Here is a 19,062-nt window from a genome sequence, read left to right on the forward strand (position 1 = left end):
TGAGATGGATACGCTGTAGAACCTCCTTCTTGAGATTGAAAAGATCAAGGCAAAAAACTAACTTCCGGAAACAGGTAGCGCAAAAGAAGCGCCAGTGCCTGTGGGACTTCTGGCACTGATCCTTGGCGGTGCATTCTATAGGGCTGCAGAGAGAAAGAAATGCATCCAATGATCATAAATATGTGACTTCTATGGAAGCGCTGAACGAGGAGAAACATCTCGTTTCAGCGCTTTCCCATATTAAGTCATATCCAGTATTTTTACTAACATGGCAAAGATGCGCTGAAGGTTTTAGGGAGCACTGAAAAAACAGTTCAAATAACAGAAAATTTGAACATTAATCTTGACATTGCAGCGAAGGAGCATTATTATAATGAAAACGAGGAAGAGGAAGAGTATGTCCTGAAGGGTCAAAAGAGAGAGAAGTTCACCGGCTGAAAGACTTCTTGTGATACCCAGGTCAGAAGACCACCTCGGAGTTCAATCCTGAAGTAAGAGTAGGGAATTGCGTTGGCACGCGTTAAGGCCTTCATGAAGCAAGAGATATAGGTGGAAACGGGTACAGCACTCGTCCTTTTTAGGACGGGTGTTTTATTTCACCGAAAAAAAGGGCAAGTTCAGCCAGGAGAAGAAGAGCACAAAAGAAAATGAGGAGATGAGAAACCATGAAAGGCAGTATTGTAGCGAAGTTCGGAGGAAGCTCTTTGGCAGATGGCCAGCAGTTTCAAAAGGTAAAAAAGATCATTTTGGAAAAAGAGGAGAGAAGGGTCATTGTGCCTTCGGCACCGGGAAAACGGCACAATAAAGACCATAAGGTTACAGATCTTCTCTATATGTGTCATCAGCTGGCATCCCACCTTCTGAGCTTCGATGAAGTCTTCCAGATTCTGGAAGAAAGATATCTGGAAATTGCAAGGGATCTGAATCTAAAAGTCCCCATTTCTGAGGCGCTGAAGAACATCAAAGAAAACATCAGCAAAGGGGCGACAAGAGACTACTGCGCCAGCAGAGGAGAGTACCTGAACGGTCTTATCCTGGCGGATTACCTGAATGCGAAGTTCATGGATGCCAGTGAAATCATCCGGTTCCATCCCAATGGACAGTTTCTGCCAAAAGAAACAGAAGAACTGGTGAAAAAGAGAATGCAGAATGCCGGTAGAGTGGTGGTACCTGGATTCTACGGGGCGGACGAAGAAGGAAACATCAAAACCTTCTCCAGAGGCGGTTCAGATGTCACAGGTTCCATTCTGGCTCAGGGTATAGAAGCTTCCCTTTATGAGAACTGGACAGATGTTTCAGGGTTTCTCATGGCAGACCCGAAGATTGTGAAGAATCCAAGGACCATCAAAGAAATCACCTATAAAGAACTCCGGGAACTCTCCTATATGGGGGCGCCGGTACTCCATGAGGAGGCTATTTTCCCGGTGCGCGGACTGGGCATTCCCATCCAGATCCGGAACACCAATGCGCCTGAAGAGGAAGGCACGCTCATTGTGGAGGATCTCCATAGAGAACCCAGTCCCTATATCATCACAGGTCTTGCCGGGAAAAAAGATTTCACAGTCATCACGGTGGAAAAGACACAGATGAATGGAGAAAAGGGGTTTCTCAGAAAACTGGTGTCGGTTTTTGAAGCCAATGAGGTGACCATAGAGCATACTCCCTCCAGCATCGATTCTGTTTCTGTCATCGTTTCGGAAAAAGAAATGAACGGGAAGCTCTCCAAGATCATGGAGGAAATCAGAATCTACTTGAATCCGGACCAGGTGTCCGCCCAAGGAAAGCTGGCACTTCTTGCGGTGGTGGGCAGAGGGATGATCGCAACCAAAGGCGTTTCGGCCAGAGTCTTCACCGCCCTGTATCAAAGGGGAATCAACATCAGGATGATCTCCCAGGGGGCCAGTGAACTGAACATCCTCATCGGACTAGAGAACGACGACTTTGAAAGTGCCATAGAGGCCATCTATGAAGCCTTCACAGAGAAAGGAGAAGAAACGCATGAGAACTTATAATATTATGGTGGTAGGGGCCACGGGAGTTGTGGGCAGAACCCTCCTGAAAGTGCTGGAGGAAAGAAAGTTTCCAGTGGGTAAGCTGATGCTTTTGGCCTCGGAAAAGTCCCACGGGCAACACATCACCTTTGGCGGAAGGTCCTATGCGGTGGAGACTTTATCAGAAACTGCGTTTCAAGAAGATATGGACATGGCCTTTTTTACAGCAGGAGGTGCGATCAGCGAGAAGTATGTGCCGTTGGCAGCAGAAAAAGGCATCGTAGCCGTGGACAACAGCTCCATTTTCCGCATGGACCCTAAGGTGCCCTTGGTGGTGCCTGAAGTGAATCCGGAGGATCTTGAAGAGGGATCTAGAATCATAGCCAATCCCAACTGCTCCACCATCCAGTGTATGCTTCCTTTAAAAGTGCTAGAGGAGAACTATGGTATAAAGAGAATCGTCTATTCTACCTACCAGAGCGTCTCCGGGTCCGGGACCCGAGGACTGAAAGATCTGGATGAAGACAGGCAGGACTTTTATCCTCATAGAATCAGAGAAAACCTTTTGCCTCAGATCGATGTTTTTCTAGAGGATGGGTACACCAAAGAAGAGAAAAAGCTCATGGAGGAGTCCAGAAAAATACTCCATGGGAAGGATCTTAAAATCACCGCCACCGCCGTACGGGTACCCGTGCGGTACGGACACGGCGTATCCGTCAATGTGGAACTTATGGAAGACTTTAACCTTACGGATGTTAAAAGAAAACTATCGGCCTTTCCGGGAATGACGGTCATAGAGTCTAAAGAAGCGGGAGACTATCCTACCCCCATAGAAGCGGAAGGCACAGATACGGTTTATGTGGGGAGAGTCCGAAGAGATCCGAGCCTTTTATCCGGCTTGAATCTATGGGTGGTGGCAGACAATCTCAGAAAAGGCGCAGCCACCAATGCAGTGCAGATTGCAGAGCTTGTGGTGAAGAAATGGGAGGAAGAACGATGATTGGCATTGGATTGTTAGGGTTTGGCACCGTGGGACAAGGTGTATATCGGATCCTGAAAGAAAGAGAGAAAGAACTGGAAGCCCTTTTACAGGAACCCATGGAGATCAGAAAGATCCTGGTGCGTGATGTGCATAAAAAGAGAGACACCGAGGTGCCGAAGAGTCTTCTTACAGAAGACCCATCAGAGATCCTGTCCGATGAGTCCATCGGCATCCTGGTAGAAGTGACAGGGGATCTGTCTTTAAGTTATGACCTGACACTGGAAGCATTTCAAAGGGGAATGCATGTGGTCACGGCCAATAAAGCCATGGTCTCTAGGCATTTTGAAGAGATTTCGAAAAAAGCAGAAGAATGCAGCGTCTCTTTTCTCTATGAAGCCAGCGTGGCAGGAGGCGTTCCGATACTAAAGGCCCTGAAGGATCAGACCCGTATAGGACAGGTGAACTGTATCGAGGGGATCCTCAATGGCACATGCAACTATATCCTGACCCAGATGGCAGAGGAGTCCCTGACCTATGGTGAGGCACTGAAAAAAGCCCAGGAAATGGGGTGTGCAGAGGCTGATCCAAAAGAGGATGTGGAGGGCGCCGACACCAGAAGAAAACTGAGGATTCTCTCCACCCTCTCCTTTGGCGGCGCTGTGGCCGAACAGGACATCCTATGCCAAGGCATCAGCGCCATCACAGACCTGGACATCAGTCTTCTCAGATCCTTGGGTCGGGAAGTGAAGCTTCTGGGAAGAGCAGAAGAAAAAGAGGGAGACGTATCGGCATGGGTATTTCCCACGGCCGTGGAAAAGACCAGTGCTTTTTACGGCGTGAAAGGTGCAGACAACAGAGTCCAGATCGGCAGCAGATACGGAGGAGTCCTGGGGTTTCAGGGACCAGGGGCTGGCATGTACCCCACAGCAAACAGTGTCCTTTTGGATGTGCTGGACTGTGTGCTGAAAACCCAAAGGATAGAGAGCCCTTTGGGAAAACGGGTCTTATCCCTGAAAAATGAGCATCTGGAAGGGGTTTTCTATGTGCGGATGCAAAAAGAAAGTTCAGAGTTTACAGACGTTCAGGAACTGTCAGATCAGGTGCTTCTCACAAATGAGCATCAGCTGGCTTTTCTCACAAAGAAAGTAAGCCTTAAGGTCCTGAAAAAGCAGTTGCCAAAGGATCCAGAGCATCCGCCTGTTCTGATTGCACTTGCCTAGGGGAGGAGAAGAAGATGAACTACCTATGTACAAGAGATAGAAAAAAGAAGGTCTCCGGAATGGAGGCCATCATCCAGGGAATTTCAGAGGATGGAGGACTTTATGTGCCCGAGTACTTTCCCGCGCTTCCTAAGCTTCAAAGTCTTATGGACCTCAGCTATGAAGAACTGGCTCTGAAGATTCTGAAGCTGTACTTTGAGGAGTACACGGAAGAAGAGTTAAAAAAAGCTGTATCCAGCGCCTATGGAGAGAAATTCCATGGGAAGCATCCAGTGGAGGTGGTGAAGAAAGGAGAGGTCCATTTTCTGGAACTCTTTCATGGACCCACCCTGGCCTTTAAAGACATGGCACTGACCCTCCTGCCCCATCTCCTGAAGACAGCCCTTCAAAAGAAAGGGATCCAGGAGGAAGTGGTGATCTTAACCGCCACCTCCGGTGATACAGGGAAAGCTGCACTGGAAGGCTTTCGGGACGTGGAAGGCATCCAGGTGGTGGTCTTTTACCCGAAGACTGGCGTCAGTGATATGCAGCGCCTCCAGATGGTGACCCAGGAAGGGCGAAATACCCATGTGTTGGCTCTGGAAGGGAATTTTGATGATGCCCAGAACGGGGTCAAGAAGATCTTTGGAGATGAAGATTTCAGGAAAGAACTGAAAGAGAAAGGTTATGTGCTCTCATCGGCAAACTCCATCAACATCGGGAGACTGATTCCCCAGATCGTCTATTATGTCTATGGCTACCTGCGCATGGTGGAAAGTGGAGACCTGAGGATGGAAGAGAAGATGAACATCGCTGTACCCACAGGGAACTTTGGGAACATCTTAGCGGCATTCTACGCAAAGAACATGGGACTGCCTATGGAAAAGCTTCTATGCGCATCCAATGACAACAACATCCTGACAGAGTTCTTTTTACATGGCACCTATGATACGAGAAGAAATCTCTTTCTGACCTCTTCACCGTCCATGGATATACTGGTCTCCAGCAATTTGGAGCGGTTTCTCCATGAGGTGTCCGGAAAAGATGAAGACCTGGTGAAACGCCACATGGACTCTTTAAAGGCGGAGGGCCTCTTCCAATGGAACGGCGCTTTACCGGGGGATTTCTACGCTGAGTATGCCGATGAGAAAGACGTATCCCAGTGCATCGAGAAGGTGTATAAAGAGGAACGTTATCTTATGGATCCTCATACCGCTGTGGCCTACAGCGTCAGTGAAAAATACCGGAAGACGACGGGAGATCTAAAACCGCTTCTTCTGGCCTCCACAGCAAGTCCTTTCAAGTTCCCGCATAAGGTGTTGACTTCCTTAGGTGCACCGGTGTCAGAAGATCTTTTTGAGAACATAGAAGCCCTCGCCATGCTTCTAGACGGAGAGGTGCCGACAGAAATCTCGGATCTTAAAATAAAGCCCATACTTCATAAGAGGGTCACCAGCCTGGATGCCATGGCAGAGGTCCTTCTGGATGCTTTATCAGGAGGGGAGATGAATGATTAAGATTAAAGTCCCTGCCTCCAGTGCCAATCTGGGGCCAGGATTTGATGTGCTGGGCCTGGCTTTGGATCTCTATAATACCTTCGTTTTCGAAAAAACAGAGAAAGCCATGGGGAGAGACACCCTGGTTCATGAGGCCTATCTCAAAGTGTTTTCCTATCTGGAGATAGACCCCTTTCCTGTAGAGATAAAGATCCAAGGAGAGATTCCCATGTCCAGAGGTCTGGGGTCTTCAGCAGCCTGTATTGTGGGAGGGCTCCTTGGCGCCAATGAACTCTTGGGCAATCCCTTACCACTTGAAAAGATTCTACACCTGGCCACTGAACTGGAAGGGCATCCGGATAATGTAGCGCCAGCTCTATTGGGCGGTCTCGTGGCTTCTGTTGTAATCGAAGGGAAGATCTATACAAAGAAGATTCCAGTGAAGCATCGGTATCAGCTCATGACGCTGATTCCGGAGTTTCCTCTTTCCACGGAGAAAGCAAGATCGGTGCTGCCGAAGGCACTGTCCTATGAAGCCGGTGTCCATAATGTTGGCCGAGCCATCCTCTTAACAGCAGCGCTTCTCACCGGAGAAGATGACAGCTTGGCCTTGGGGATGGAGGATCAGATGCACGAACCCTTCCGGGGAGAACTCATCGAAGGGTTTCAAGAAGTAAAGACTTCCGTTGGTAAACTTGGGGCCCTTGCCACCTGTCTCAGTGGTGCAGGACCCACCATCCTTGCCATTGTAAAAGAAGAAGATGAAGAAACAGTGGAAAGAATCAAAGAGTATATGAAGAGAAGCTTCCCGACCTGGCAGGTGGGTGTCCATCATCTGGAGGAGAAGGGTGCCAGAAGAATCCCTTAAGAGGCACAGATGATGCCCATAATAAAGAAATCTTCAGGAAGGGCTGAGAGAACTGCCTCCAGACTCGTAAGGAAACATAGCAAATCAGAAGGATAGCTCAGGAATACAGTGAAAACTGGAACCTCCTGAGCTTTTTTATGAATATTTCGCGGTTTAGATACCCCCAATATTCGAATGAAGTCCGACGATATATTTCTTGAAGTCCACGTGATTTAGTCCTAATTCCGCACATGAAGTCCGTAAATATACCTATAAAGACCACTTACTTACCTCTATGATGAAAGTGTAGTGAAAAGCTACGAAAATTTTAGAGGAGGTCTATTATGGCTAACAAAATTCAAGTCAAGTTGATCCTGGAACTGCGGTCAAAGAACATGTCGCGCAATAGTATCGCTGAAATACGTGGTATGTCCAGAAACTCAGTCTCTGATGTTATCAAACGTTCAAAGCAGTTGGGAATCACCTACGATGATGTGAAGAACAAGAGCCCTGACGATGTTTATGCATTATTCTATCCTGAGCGTCATACCATTGAGTCGCTTTTTGCGCCTCCAGATTATGACCATGTCCACAAGGAACTTAAACGTGTCGGCGTAACATTGAAGCTTCTTTGGCACGAGTATAAGAATCAGTGTGCAAAAGAAGGATCTATTCCCATGGGTTACACAAAATACTGCAAAGGTTATGGAGAGCATACACAGCTCAGCCAACTCACCAGCCACTTAACCCATAAACCAGGAAACACTGTGGAAGTGGATTGGTCAGGTCCCACGATGTCTTATGTGGTTCAATCTACAGGAGAAATTATAACAGTCTATCTATTAGTCGCCACTCTTCCATACAGCCAATATAGCTACGTAGAGCCTTGCCTGAACATGAAACAACAGACTTGGCTAAGGTGCCATGTGCATATGTATGAGTACTTCCGAGGAGTTCCCATCCGGACTGTCTGTGATAATTTGAAGACCGGTGTTGTAAAACACCCACGAGAAGGCGACATTATTCTCAACGACGAATACGATGCCTTAGCACATCACTATATGACAGCCATCATGCCCACTCGTATAAAAAAGCCAAAAGACAAGGCTTCTGTGGAAGGTACGGTAGGAAATATTGCAACATCAATTATCGCAAGACTAAGACATCAACGGTTTGGTTCCTTTGAAGCACTGAAAGACCATATATCTATAGCACTTGAAGATTACAACAAAACGCCGTTCCAAAAACGAGACGGTAGCCGATATGAGGTTTTTCTTCAAGAAGAACTATCCTATCTCCATCGCTTACCTGACATTCCTTATGAAATAGCCGAATGGGTGTATGGAAGAGCCATCGGTCTGAACTCCCATGTGATCTATGCGAAGAACAGCTACTCTTGCCCGTATCAGTATTATGGTAAAAAGGTTGATCTGAGAATTACTGATACGCAGCTTGAAATCTACTATCGAAATGAACGTTTGCAGACTCATAACAAGTTCCCATCCTACATAACCAACCGATACTCTACTCACGAGGAGGATATGCCGGATAAACTGAAGATAAATGACTGGTATGACGAAAGAATTACGCGTTGGGCGAGTAAAATCGGTCCTTCGACTACTGTGGTAATCAATCGAATATTCTCTTCTGTCACAATAAAAGAACAGGGATATAATTCTTCCCTGTCCGTTCTTCGCCTTAGCAATCTCTATTCGGAGGCTCGTCTGGAAACCGCCTGCGAAATAGCTCTGAGTAAAATCAAAGTGCCTCGGTACAATCATCTTAAATCAATCCTCTCCACCAATCAAGACCTGCTCTATAAGTCAGACAAGGCTTCTGTCAATGAGACATCTGTTGAAGGATATATCAGAGGAGCAGAGTATTATGGGAGGAAGAAACGATGATACGGGAAGAAACTAGAAGAAAACTCCGTGACCTGAACTTGGAAGAACTCATCCAATACTTGGAAATGGAACATATTGAAACTCAATCACACGATTTGAGTTTTGATGAAAGGTTCCAGATGATGATTGATTATCTCTACCAGGAGAAGTACACCGATAAGGTACATCGCCTTTTGAAAAACGCACGCCTCCGATTACCCAAAGCTGAGATTAATGATATCTATTATGCTGATCGAGGTATCAGTAAGACTATGATACTGGAATTGGGTACCTGTCAGTTTATGGACCGTAACATGAATATCGTATTCCAAGGGTATACTGGATCCGGAAAAACTTATCTGGCCTGCGCAGTAGCGAAACAAGCCTGTAAGCTACAGTACCGCACAAAGTATATCCGAATTCCTGACTTACTTATGGAGTATGATGAATCAACTCTTCTAAAAAATGGCCCACAGAAAATACTGCGAAAGTACTCTACAAATCCATTGCTTATTTTGGATGAATGGCTGCTTGAGGAAATCTCTGAAAATGAACAGTTTTTCCTCTTTGAACTCATTGAGCGAAGACACGATACAGCCTCTACGATTTTCTGCACCCAGTTTAAGAAAGAGAATTGGCATAAACGGCTTGGTGGGGGCGCCCATGCGGACGCTATGATGGACCGCATCATCTATAACTCCATCTTTGTTGAAACAGGGACGTTCAATATGAGGGAGTACTTTTCTGCTAAAAGAGAGTACTTAAACATGGACTCCAAATAGAATATTAGTGGACTCCAGACTGTAAATGACCGGTCTTAGTTGACACTAAGACCGGTATCATTGCGATGAAATAATCAAATAGAAGACGGAATTGAAATAGACTGGAAGCAGGAGGAATTGATAACAACCCTCATGGATGAATGCCTTACTTTCATGGAAGAAGTGATGGAAGAGAAAACAGGCGATAGGAGTGTGGAAGAGATTCTAGAAGTAAGAGACCACCTGGTTTCCATGGAAAGGAAGTATAAGCCCGTGGATGGGGAAAACCGCATAGAGGAAGCCTTGCAGATTCTTACAGACCTCACCATAGAGAGAACCAAGATCAATGAGAAAGGCGACTACTTAAGAGGAGCGGGGGGCTATGCAGGTGTAGGTGAAAGGACTTTTCAGGATGATGCTGAGGAAAGAGCGCATAGAAAAAAAGAAAAAGCACGTAAGAAAGAAGTAAGTGACTACATCATTGCCCTTTGCAATCTCTACGGCATGGTACATAAAAAGAAAGTGGTAGACATCTATAATATGCAAAACACCGAAAAGATTACGCTAAAAGAGGTGGAGAGCATCCAAGAAAAACTGCCCAAGGAAATAGATGAGGCCTGGATTGATGTGCATCAAGGCTACTTTGTCTCAAGCTCCATCCTGGAGCATCGGGAGTTTCTCTACTTCATCCGGGAAAAGGGATCAAAGCCCTACTACATTCCAGAGAAAGAAGAACTTCTGAACTACCTGGACGGCTTCTATTTTGAGAAAAACAATGCATATCATCAGTTTGTACAAGAACTGACGAAGAATTACAAAGTGAACCAGGAGAAAGCCGAGGATCTGGTTTCGGACGTGGTGGACATTTGCCAGTTCAATTACAGTACTCAGGGAGTAATATCGAGATTGGAAGAGATGGGACTGGTATTTAGTAGCGAAAAAGACTTGAATAATATAGTAAAACTCATCATGAACCTCATGAACAATACGAGAATCTGGGAGAATAATGGGTATACTCCTGAAGAGATGTTCAACATGGAAGAAAAGGCCAGACTGAAACCAGCACCTCTTCTGTCCACAGTCTACCTAGCAATGAATCACAATACACAAAAGAAGAAATGAAGAAAGTGTATGATCTCATGAAATCACAAAGTTAGACTGTCTATTAGAAGAAGAAAAAAGAAACGGATCGCAAAAGTAAATCCTGGAGACCATCATGACCATAAATGATGGTCTTTTCTCGTTGTAAAAGGTAGAGGAGAAAGTATCAGATTACAATTCAAGGCGTAAAAACTGCATTTCACGCCATGGAGATTCATAGCCCTTCACTGAATGCTATAGTAAATAGAGTAAGAAATCATCTTCACATAGGTAGTATGTTAAAAATTTATTCTGAATGATGATGCTTGTTAAATGAATGCTATATCGAAGGAAGGATGAATATGAAAAGAAGAGAAATCACAAAAAAGCAGATGATCTCCCTGGGGCTGTCTGTCATGGTCCTCACCTCTTATCTTCCCCTCACCCATGCAGCGGAGGCGCAAGAGATCACGCCAGTAAAAGAACCCATGTCTCTGATGGGTGCGTCGCTTATGGATGCTGGAACGGAAGGGATCGGAACAGGTGGGATAGGACCTAGAAGCCACACGACTTCATATGGAGATATTTTCTTAGGCAATGATTTTATTGAAGTTGGTATTTCTAAGGCAGGTTCCTTTGGAACGTCAATGAATGCACCAATCTCTGGAACCAAGTACTTTCATCCAAATGATTATTGGGGTTCTCGAATCGGGTTACGATCTGATGGGGATGGGTGGGAAGTAGGAAATCCGCCTACAACAAGAGACTTCTTTCTTCCAGGCACCATAGATGAGGGTTTTATGGTGGGATGGTCAGCAACTAAAGAAGGAGAAACAACCTTAAAATCCCGTGTATCTACGATCGGTACTGGCGGTGTAACTGGATACACTCCAGTAACTTCTACAGACAAAAGCACGGAGTCATTACTCCAGGCTGAAAATAAAGGACTTATATCAGAAGTGCTAGAATATACACAAAATGTTTCCTTCGGACGGGAGGATAAACGATTCACCACGGTGATTACGTTGAAAAATACTACAGATGAAACCCTCTATAATGCCAGCTATATCCGGAGTTTTGATCCGGATCAGAACCTCACATCCAGCAATACAGATAATTATTTTTTCAAAGACGGAACAGGAGGCATCTGGGCTGTTGCATCCTCCACTCGTATAGATGCGCCATACCTCGTAACACCAGAAAATCATAAGGCAACGCTACAGAAGGTTCAGAACCCATTTATTTTCTATACCAACGATTATAGAGCACAGGTCATCAGTTGCTATGTTGGAACAGAAAATTACTCTTCGATTAGAAGCAGAGGAGAAAGCTTGTATGGAACACATCAGTATGCTGATATGGGTATGGGTTTAGAGTTTAAGTTCCCTGAGATCAAACCCGGCGAAACCGTCACCTTCAACTATGAGTCTTCTCTAGACCCAGACATTGAAAGTGCTCAGGAAGCCATTGAAAACCTGGCGGTGTTCATCTCTAAGCAGCCTGCCTCCAGAACCTATGCAGTAGGACAGGTAGAGGGAAAACTCATGGTTCAGGGAAATACCGTGGTGGATGGAGCAGTTTCGGGAAGTGGTTCTCTTTCCTACCAGTGGTACCAGAATGAGGAAAACAGTCTAGAGGGAGCAGCCGTGATTCCAGGAGCTACTCGGAACAGCTATGATCTGCCGGAGGATCTCCCTGTGGACACAGAGATCTACTATTTCTGTAGAGTCACTGCAGAAATGGATGGGAAAACCGCTATTGTAGACTCTGGTATTGCAAAAATCAGTGTTGTATCAGTAGAAGCCAGCGTCCATGAAGTGCGTTTCATAGAAAACACTTCAAACGTAGTACATAATATGCCTGGAAAGCAGACCGTGAAAAATGAAGATCAGCCCATGAAACCACTGGATCCCTCCAGTGAAGGACTGGAGTTCATGGGATGGTATACAGAAAGTACAGGCGGAGAACTTTTTGATTTTACAAAAGGGATCACAAGTCCCACCGCCGTCTATGCCCAGTGGCTCCCGGTGGACACGATAAAACCAGAGATTAAAGAAGTCACAGGAAACCCTGAAACCTGGGTGAAGGAGAATGCCATCATCACATTCAAAGCCACAGACAACAGAGGCATTGAAAAAGTGACGCTATCTAAAGATGGAGAAGATGAAGTTACATTAAGCAGTGAGACATCAGAGTATTCCTTTACAGCAGAAGAAAACGGAAGGTATGTCATTACCGTGACAGATGTCAAAGGAAATGCAGCGACGAAAGAAATCATTGTCAGCAAGATTGATAAAATAGGACCTGTCATAGAAAGTATGGTAAGAACTCCCGCAGACTGGACCAATGGTACCGTTGTGGTCCAGGTGGTCGCAAAGGATGCAGAAAGTGGACTGTCTCCCATGGCTTACAGCTTTGATGGAGGAATAACCTATCAAGCAGAACCCAGTAAGACCCTTAACGTAAATGATAGACTAGGGATCAGGGTAAAGGATGCTGCCGGAAATGAATCTAGTGTAGTATCCATCAGCGTGGACAACATTGATAAAAAAGCACCTGTGATTTTAGACGTCACAGGAAACCTTACGGGGTGGACAAAAGAGGTGCTTCTTAGTGTCAGTGCAGACGACAAAGAAAGCGGACTTTCTTTAGACGCCTACAGCTTCGATGGCGGAGTAACTTGGCTGAAGGGAAATAAGAAAACCTTCACTGAAAATGGAGAAGTGGAAATCCTGGTGAAAGACAAGGCAGGAAATCATTCTTTACTTAAAACCGTTGACATCCAAAACATTGATGATAATGCACCTGTGGTCACTTTAATCAAGAAAACCCCTGACACCTGGACAAAGGATTATGTCGTGGTAGAAGTCAGCGCAGAGGATAAAGAAAGTGGCCTCGCGGTGGACGCCTACAGCTTCGACGGAGGAAAGACCTGGCAGAAAGAAGCCTCAAAATCTGTATCTGTAAATGAAGCGCTTGAAATTCAGGTAAAAGATCAGGTGGGAAATATCACAGAGATTCAAAGAGTGTCTGTGGAAAACATCGATAAAACAAAACCAACGATTCTGGAAGTGGCTGGAAATGCCACAGCATGGACAAAAGACGAAGTGCTACTCACCGTCAAGGCAGAAGATAAGGAAAGCGGCCTTGCGGTAGACGCCTACAGCTTCGATGGCGGAAAAACCTTCCAGAAAGAAAACTATAAGGTCTTCAGTAAAAATGCAGCTGTAGAAATTGTGGTGAAAGATGTTGTTGGAAACCTCTCAGAGGTGAAAGTGGAAGAAATCACGAAGATCGATCAGGTGAAACCTGTAGTGGTGGGTGCCCTTCTAAAACCAGAAACCTGGACCAATGGCTCTGTGACCATAGAAGTCACAGGAAATGATACAGGAAGTGGCCTTGCTTTAGACGGCTACAGCTTCGACGGCGGAGAAACCTGGCAGAAGGAAAATGAAAAAACCTTCACTGAAAATGGAAAAGTAGAAATCCTGGTGAAAGACAAGGCAGGAAATCTATCGCTTCTCAAAACCGTCGACATCAAAAACATGGATCATAAAGCACCTGTTGTCAGCGAAATCAAGAAAACCCCTGACACTTGGACAAAAGATCAGGTCGTGGTAAAAGTCACCGCAGAAGATAAAGAAAGCGGCCTCGCGGTGGAAGCCTACAGCTTCGACGGAGGAAAAACCTGGCAGAAAGAAGCCTCAAAATCTATATCCGTAAACGAAGTGCTTGAAATTCAAGTAAAAGATCAGGTGGGAAATATCACGGAGATTCAAAGAGTGTCTGTGGAAAACATCGATAAAACAAAACCAACGATTCTGGAAGTGGCTGGAAATGCCACAGCATGGACAAAAGACGAAGTGCTACTCACCGTCAAGGCAGAAGATAAGGAAAGCGGCCTTGCGGTAGAAGCCTACAGCTTCGATGGCGGAAAGACTTTCCAGAAAGAAAACTCTAAGGTCTTCAGTAAGAACGAAGCCGTAGAAATCGTGGTGAAAGATGTTGTTGGAAACTTCTCAGAGGTGAAAGTGGAAGAAGTCACGAAGATCGATCAGGTGAAACCTGTGGTGGTGGGTGCTCTTCAAAAACCAGAAACCTGGACCAACGGATCTGTGACCATAGAAGTCACAGGAAATGATATAGGAAGTGGCCTTGCGGTAGACGCCTACAGCTTCGACGGCGGAAAAACCTGGCAGAAAGATAATGAGAAAACTTTCACTGAAAATGAAAAAGTAGAAATCTTAGTGAAAGACGCAGCTGGGAATGTCTCAAAAGCATATCTTACCGAAGTGAAAAGCATCGATAAAGAAGCACCGACAGGAACCATCATACTTCAGGAGACTCCTTGGAAGAGCATGCTGAGAGTACTCACATTGAACCTACTCTTTAAGGACAACCTAGAAGTAAAGGTAGAAGCGAAAGATGATCGAAGCGGCGTGGACAAGGTAGAGATCTACCGCGCTGATAAGAAGCTCACAGAAGAAGAGTTGGCTCAGGTGACCTGGAGTGACTATACAGGTGCCATTTCTGTGAAGGCTGAAGACAAGTTTCAGTTCATCTATTATGCAAAGATCACAGATGAAGCAGGAAACAGCATAGTGATACATTCAGAGCAAGTGCTCTTTGATACAGAAGCTCCTGCTGTTTTCGGATTAAAAGATGGTGGGGAATACTATACTTCCCAAAAGCTTATGGTCACCGATGACAATATCGGAGAAATCCGTGTCAATGGAGAAGTGGTACCAAATGGTACAATCCTGTTAGGAAACAAGGAAGGTCACTACAAGATTGAAATCATGGATGAGGCTGGGAACATCACCGTCTATGAGATCCATATGAACCCAATAAATGCACTGACAGAAAAGACCGAGACCTTAACAAAGAATACGGTGAAGATAGAAGACGAAAAAACCATAAAAGAATCTTTGGATAAGCTTTCCGCTTTAGATCTCACTGAGGCAACGGCTGAAGAAAAGAAGCTGGTGGAAGATCAGATGGAAGAACTTAAGGAACTTCTTCTTGAGATCGAGAAGATCAAAGCTGAAAACAAACTTCCCGAAACAGGAAGCAAAAAAGACGCTCCTCTATGGATGGGCCTTGCTGCAATAGCCTTGGGTGGATTCATTCTCGCTGAGGCCGATAAAAAAAGACAGAAAGCAGAAAGACAAGAATAAAGAAAAAAGTAGCCACAAGACAGCATTGGAACAAAACGACACTGTTCCAGTGCTGTTTTTTTGTGAAAATCTTGCTGAGTGAAGAAATGGCTGGAGTATTAAAAGAGATGAGGTGAAACCATCTATTTCCATATCATGAAGAGGATCAAGTAGAGTATAAAGCTGAAAAGGAAAGAGTCAAAAACTTCTCCTACAATGGACACATGAAGTTCCATGCGGACGAAGACAACGCCATCATCATTACTTTGTTGGGTTTTAGAGAAAGATTTTAAAAGAATGGGTTGTTAAGTTTCATAGAGAATTTTAAAAAATGATGGTATCGTAGAAGAAAAGAACGAAAAGGAGGTTTTCATCTGATGAAAATACTAGTCACAGCTTTTGACCCCTTTGGTGGAGAATCCATCAATCCGGCTTTGGAAGCAGTGAAGCTGATGAAAAATCACATTGATGGTGCGGAGATTGTGAAGCTGGAGATTCCCACAGTATTCAGAAAGTCCATAGATAAGGTGGCGGAAGCCATTATAAAAGAGAATCCAGACGTGGTGCTATCCATCGGACAGGCGGGGGGACGGTTTGAAGTGACCCCTGAGAGGGTAGCCATCAACGTGGATGATGCGAGAATTCCAGACAATGAGGGGAATCAGCCCATTGATGTGCCCATCTATGAAGATGGTGCACCTGCTTACTTTACGACACTTCCTGTGAAAGCCATGGTGGAGGCCATAAGATCTGCAGGTCTTCCATCTTCACTCTCAAACTCAGCAGGCACCTTTGTCTGCAACCATATCATGTATGGAGTGCTGTATCAGATAGAAAAGATGGGAAAGAATATCCGTGCAGGCTTCATCCATGTGCCCTTTATTCCGAAGCAGGTGGCAAGAAGACCCGCACCTGCACCTTGCATATCCATGGTGGATATTGCAAAAGCTTTGGAAGCGGCAGTGTCAGCCATTGTGAAGCATGATGAGGATATTGTGGCAGTGGGTGGGAAGATTGACTAAGAATTACCAATATCGGAAAAAAAGAATAGATCAATATTGAAGTAAATAAAGAACTCCTACAGTAAAAATACATGTAGGAGTTCTTTTCGATTATTTGCAGGGGTGCAATTAAAAGAAGTTATTCATTTATAGTTATTCATAATGGGATATCAGATCGTACCATCCCATGTGCTAACATCTGTGCTTTTTCCTTCAACTTCATCAAACCAATGGCTAGTGATCACCTTTGTTTCTGTATAGAATTTGTATCCATCTTTTCCTAAAGCATGAAGATCACCAATAAAGGAGTTCTTATGGCCAGCGAAGGGGAACATACCAACAGGGACTGGAATTCCAACATTAATTCCAACCATTCCAGCATCTGTTCTCATGGCAAACTCTCTGGAGAAGTAGCCGCTCTGTGTATAAATAACGGAGCCGTTTGCCAGAGGGTTACTATTCATAACTTCCAATCCTTCCTCAAAACTGGAAACTCTCTTGATACACAAAACTGGACCGAATATTTCCTGTTCTCCTATGGACATTCCAGGCTTTACGTGGTCGAATATGGTAGGGGCTAAGTAGAAGCCCTTTTCATAACCTTCTATGGTTACGTCTCTACCATCCAGTATCAGTTCTGCACCTTCCTCTATACCTTTTTCTATCCATCGTAGTATTGATTTTCGATGCATTTCATTTATGACAGGACCAAGTTTGGATGATTTATCATAGGCTGGTCCAATCTTTATGGATTTAGACTGTTTGACCAGTTCAGAGACCAATCGATCTGCAATCTTGTCTTCCACAACTACAACCGGTAGGGCCATACAGCGTTCACCAGCACAACCGAATGCAGAGTTTAGAATACCTGCCGCTGTACGCTCTATTTGTGCATCATTCATCACCAATGAATGGTTTTTGGCTTCACATAGCGCCTGAACTCTTTTTCCGTGAGAAGCTGCAAGTGCATAGATATGTTTACCGACATTTGTTGAACCAACAAAACTTACTCCTCTGATGTCAGGATGGGTAAGGAGTATTTCGGCTTCTTCTCTAGAACAGGTGACTATATTCAAAACACCATCTGGAAGGCCGGCTTCCTTCCAGAGCTCCGCGAACCTTAATGCGGATTGAGGAACAAAAGAAGCTGCTTTTATGACCATTGTGTTTCCGGTAACGATGCAGATGGGAGCCATCCAACCCATCGGAATCATAGCAGGGAAGTTAAAAGGTACAATCCCGGCGAAAACTCCAAGAGGTTCATGAGTGCTTACTGTGTCATATCCCTTTGAAGCATTCATGAGACTTTCACCCATATTTAGGGAAGGGGCTGCAATGGCTTGTTCAGTACCTTCTTTCGCTTTCAGGACATCTCCCTGCGCTTCGTCCCACACTTTTCCGTTTTCTAAGGCAACAAGATGTGTCAGTTCATCCATATGTTTTTCGATAAGATTTCGCATATTATAAAGTATTTGTGTTCTTTTCAGTATAGGAGTTTCTGACCAACTAGGATAAGCTGCTTTTGCTGCAGAAATCGCATCATGCACTTCCTCTTTGGTGCAGCAGGGTACCTTGGCAATTACCTCGCCCGTGCTGGGGTTATATGCATCAGTATAATTCTTTGTTTTTGAAGTGATGAACTCACCATTGATGAAGAGACTCAGTTTTTTTAATTCAGACATACAGACCTCCTAAATGATCATTTTGTGATTACCTTATGAGTATGTTCTTATTATAGGGTATAAACGTTCACAATCAATAGGTTATCAAGACAAACCAAAGAAAGTGCAAGTTAATCTACTGAAATTACTAGTGGAAATTGATTAGTTTATGAGCAACTCATTGTAAAATTGTTCGAAATATGATTAGATATAGGTAAAAAGAAATAGAGTAAATGAAAGGGATTCGTTATGAAATCAAAGAGAATCGAAAAAATGAAAGAGTATATAGCTTTTCATAAAAATGTAAGTATGGAGGAATTGGAAGCGAAATTTTTAGTATCAGTGAACACCATAAGAAGAGATTTGCAGGTGATTTTAAAAGATCCACTGTTCAAAAAAATTTATGGAGGGGTGGAGTATATAAGTACTGGGAGGATTACACCTTACAGTGAAAGAGAAGAGAAAAGTTATGAACAGAAAAGCAGAATTGCTGAGATTGCAAGTACTTTCATAGAAGAAGGAGATGTGATCTTTATTGATTCTGGAACAACAACAAGCAAAATGAGTGGTTATTTTAATGACATTCCATTTACAATTATTACAAATAACCTGCTGGTTATTATGGATGCAGTGAAATTTAGAAATATTAAGGTAATTGCTCTTTCAGGCTTTCTATGCCGTGACACCATGTCATTGGGGGGGACAAGCAGTGTTGATCTCATAAGAAAAATGAACATCAATAAAGCATTTATGGCCTGTACAGGCTTTTCCAACGAGAATGGTGTATCGAATTCTTCTATCGATGAATTTGATATAAAATCCGAAGTCATAGAAAGAAGCAGTGAAGTAATACTCTTAGCTACAAGCGATAAGGCAGGAAAAACTGCATTGATGACTTATATGCCTTTTTCAAAGATCCAAAAACTAGTGACAGATCAAAACCTATCCGAAGAGTATGTAAGCTATCTGAATCAAAACCAAACTAAATTATACACATAATTTAAA

At 44.3% G+C, this 19,062-nt stretch carries 12 protein-coding genes; 11 read left to right on the forward strand and 1 reads right to left on the reverse strand.

What is annotated here, in order from left to right; genetic code table 11:
- The first annotated feature begins 665 nt into the window (after window positions 1-665).
- From T487_RS0113370 to pcp, 10 genes are all read left to right on the forward strand, one after another.
- Complete coding sequence (locus T487_RS0113370; protein WP_031577628.1) at window positions 666-2,012, forward strand: aspartate kinase; 1,347 nt, start codon at window positions 666-668, stop codon at window positions 2,010-2,012.
- On the forward strand, window positions 1,999-2,991 hold the full coding sequence (locus tag T487_RS0113375; protein WP_031577629.1) for an aspartate-semialdehyde dehydrogenase: 993 nt from the start codon (window positions 1,999-2,001) through the stop codon (window positions 2,989-2,991). Before T487_RS0113370 ends, T487_RS0113375 begins: the two co-directional genes overlap by 14 nt.
- A complete protein-coding gene (locus T487_RS0113380; RefSeq protein ID WP_051651732.1) occupies window positions 2,988-4,193 on the forward strand; it encodes a homoserine dehydrogenase in 1,206 nt (401 codons plus the stop codon). The genes T487_RS0113375 and T487_RS0113380 overlap by 4 nt, the downstream gene beginning before the upstream one ends.
- Window positions 4,194-4,207: 14 nt before the next feature.
- The gene (thrC, locus tag T487_RS0113385) at window positions 4,208-5,689 is read left to right on the forward strand and encodes a threonine synthase (protein ID WP_031577631.1); all 1,482 of its coding nucleotides are present in this window, start codon (window positions 4,208-4,210) and stop codon (window positions 5,687-5,689) included.
- The gene (thrB, locus tag T487_RS0113390; protein ID WP_031577632.1) at window positions 5,682-6,536 is read left to right on the forward strand and encodes a homoserine kinase; all 855 of its coding nucleotides are present in this window, start codon (window positions 5,682-5,684) and stop codon (window positions 6,534-6,536) included. The genes thrC and thrB overlap by 8 nt, the downstream gene beginning before the upstream one ends.
- A 323-nt stretch (window positions 6,537-6,859) precedes the next feature.
- The gene (gene istA, locus T487_RS0113395; RefSeq protein ID WP_031577633.1) at window positions 6,860-8,419 is read left to right on the forward strand and encodes an IS21 family transposase; all 1,560 of its coding nucleotides are present in this window, start codon (window positions 6,860-6,862) and stop codon (window positions 8,417-8,419) included.
- Window positions 8,416-9,180, forward strand: a complete 765-nt coding sequence (locus tag T487_RS0113400; protein ID WP_031577634.1) for an ATP-binding protein — start codon at window positions 8,416-8,418, stop codon at window positions 9,178-9,180. The genes istA and T487_RS0113400 overlap by 4 nt, the downstream gene beginning before the upstream one ends.
- Before the next feature lie 117 nt (window positions 9,181-9,297).
- Window positions 9,298-10,281 carry a hypothetical protein gene (locus T487_RS0113405; RefSeq protein ID WP_143004659.1) on the forward strand — a complete coding sequence of 328 codons (984 nt, stop codon included), beginning with the start codon at window positions 9,298-9,300 and terminating at the stop codon, window positions 10,279-10,281.
- Between the two features lie 320 nt (window positions 10,282-10,601).
- Window positions 10,602-15,416: an LPXTG cell wall anchor domain-containing protein gene (locus T487_RS0113410; RefSeq protein ID WP_031577636.1), complete on the forward strand. Its 4,815-nt coding sequence runs from the start codon at window positions 10,602-10,604 to the stop codon at window positions 15,414-15,416.
- 356 nt (window positions 15,417-15,772) lie between these two features.
- A complete protein-coding gene (pcp, locus tag T487_RS0113415) occupies window positions 15,773-16,417 on the forward strand; it encodes a pyroglutamyl-peptidase I (protein ID WP_031577638.1) in 645 nt (214 codons plus the stop codon).
- A 149-nt stretch (window positions 16,418-16,566) separates the two neighbouring features.
- Here the strand turns inward: pcp and T487_RS0113420 are convergent, their stop codons facing one another.
- Complete coding sequence (locus T487_RS0113420) at window positions 16,567-18,078, reverse strand: CoA-acylating methylmalonate-semialdehyde dehydrogenase (protein ID WP_031577640.1); 1,512 nt, start codon at window positions 18,076-18,078, stop codon at window positions 16,567-16,569.
- A 252-nt stretch (window positions 18,079-18,330) separates the two neighbouring features.
- On the opposite strand from T487_RS0113420, the gene T487_RS0113425 reads away from it, so the two are divergent.
- Complete coding sequence (locus T487_RS0113425; RefSeq protein WP_162178263.1) at window positions 18,331-19,056, forward strand: DeoR/GlpR family DNA-binding transcription regulator; 726 nt, start codon at window positions 18,331-18,333, stop codon at window positions 19,054-19,056.
- Window positions 19,057-19,062 lie beyond the last annotated feature (6 nt).

It is taken from the genome of Proteiniclasticum ruminis DSM 24773 (assembly GCF_000701905.1).
In the GTDB taxonomy this organism is placed as follows: domain Bacteria; phylum Bacillota; class Clostridia; order Clostridiales; family Clostridiaceae; genus Proteiniclasticum; species Proteiniclasticum ruminis.

Bases quoted from the DNA above. Each gene is read 5' to 3' on its own strand.
- T487_RS0113370 (WP_031577628.1), top strand. From the start codon at position 666: ATGAAAGGCAGTATTGTAGCGAAGTTCGGAGGAAGCTCTTTGGCAGAT.
- T487_RS0113375 (WP_031577629.1), top strand. From the start codon at position 1,999: ATGAGAACTTATAATATTATGGTGGTAGGGGCCACGGGAGTTGTGGGC.
- T487_RS0113380 (WP_051651732.1), top strand. From the start codon at position 2,988: ATGATTGGCATTGGATTGTTAGGGTTTGGCACCGTGGGACAAGGTGTA.
- thrC (WP_031577631.1), top strand. From the start codon at position 4,208: ATGAACTACCTATGTACAAGAGATAGAAAAAAGAAGGTCTCCGGAATG.
- thrB (WP_031577632.1), top strand. From the start codon at position 5,682: ATGATTAAGATTAAAGTCCCTGCCTCCAGTGCCAATCTGGGGCCAGGA.
- istA (WP_031577633.1), top strand. From the start codon at position 6,860: ATGGCTAACAAAATTCAAGTCAAGTTGATCCTGGAACTGCGGTCAAAG.
- T487_RS0113400 (WP_031577634.1), top strand. From the start codon at position 8,416: ATGATACGGGAAGAAACTAGAAGAAAACTCCGTGACCTGAACTTGGAA.
- T487_RS0113410 (WP_031577636.1), top strand. From the start codon at position 10,602: ATGAAAAGAAGAGAAATCACAAAAAAGCAGATGATCTCCCTGGGGCTG.
- pcp (WP_031577638.1), top strand. From the start codon at position 15,773: ATGAAAATACTAGTCACAGCTTTTGACCCCTTTGGTGGAGAATCCATC.
- T487_RS0113420 (WP_031577640.1), bottom strand. From the start codon at position 18,078: ATGTCTGAATTAAAAAAACTGAGTCTCTTCATCAATGGTGAGTTCATC.
- T487_RS0113425 (WP_162178263.1), top strand. From the start codon at position 18,331: ATGAAAGAGTATATAGCTTTTCATAAAAATGTAAGTATGGAGGAATTG.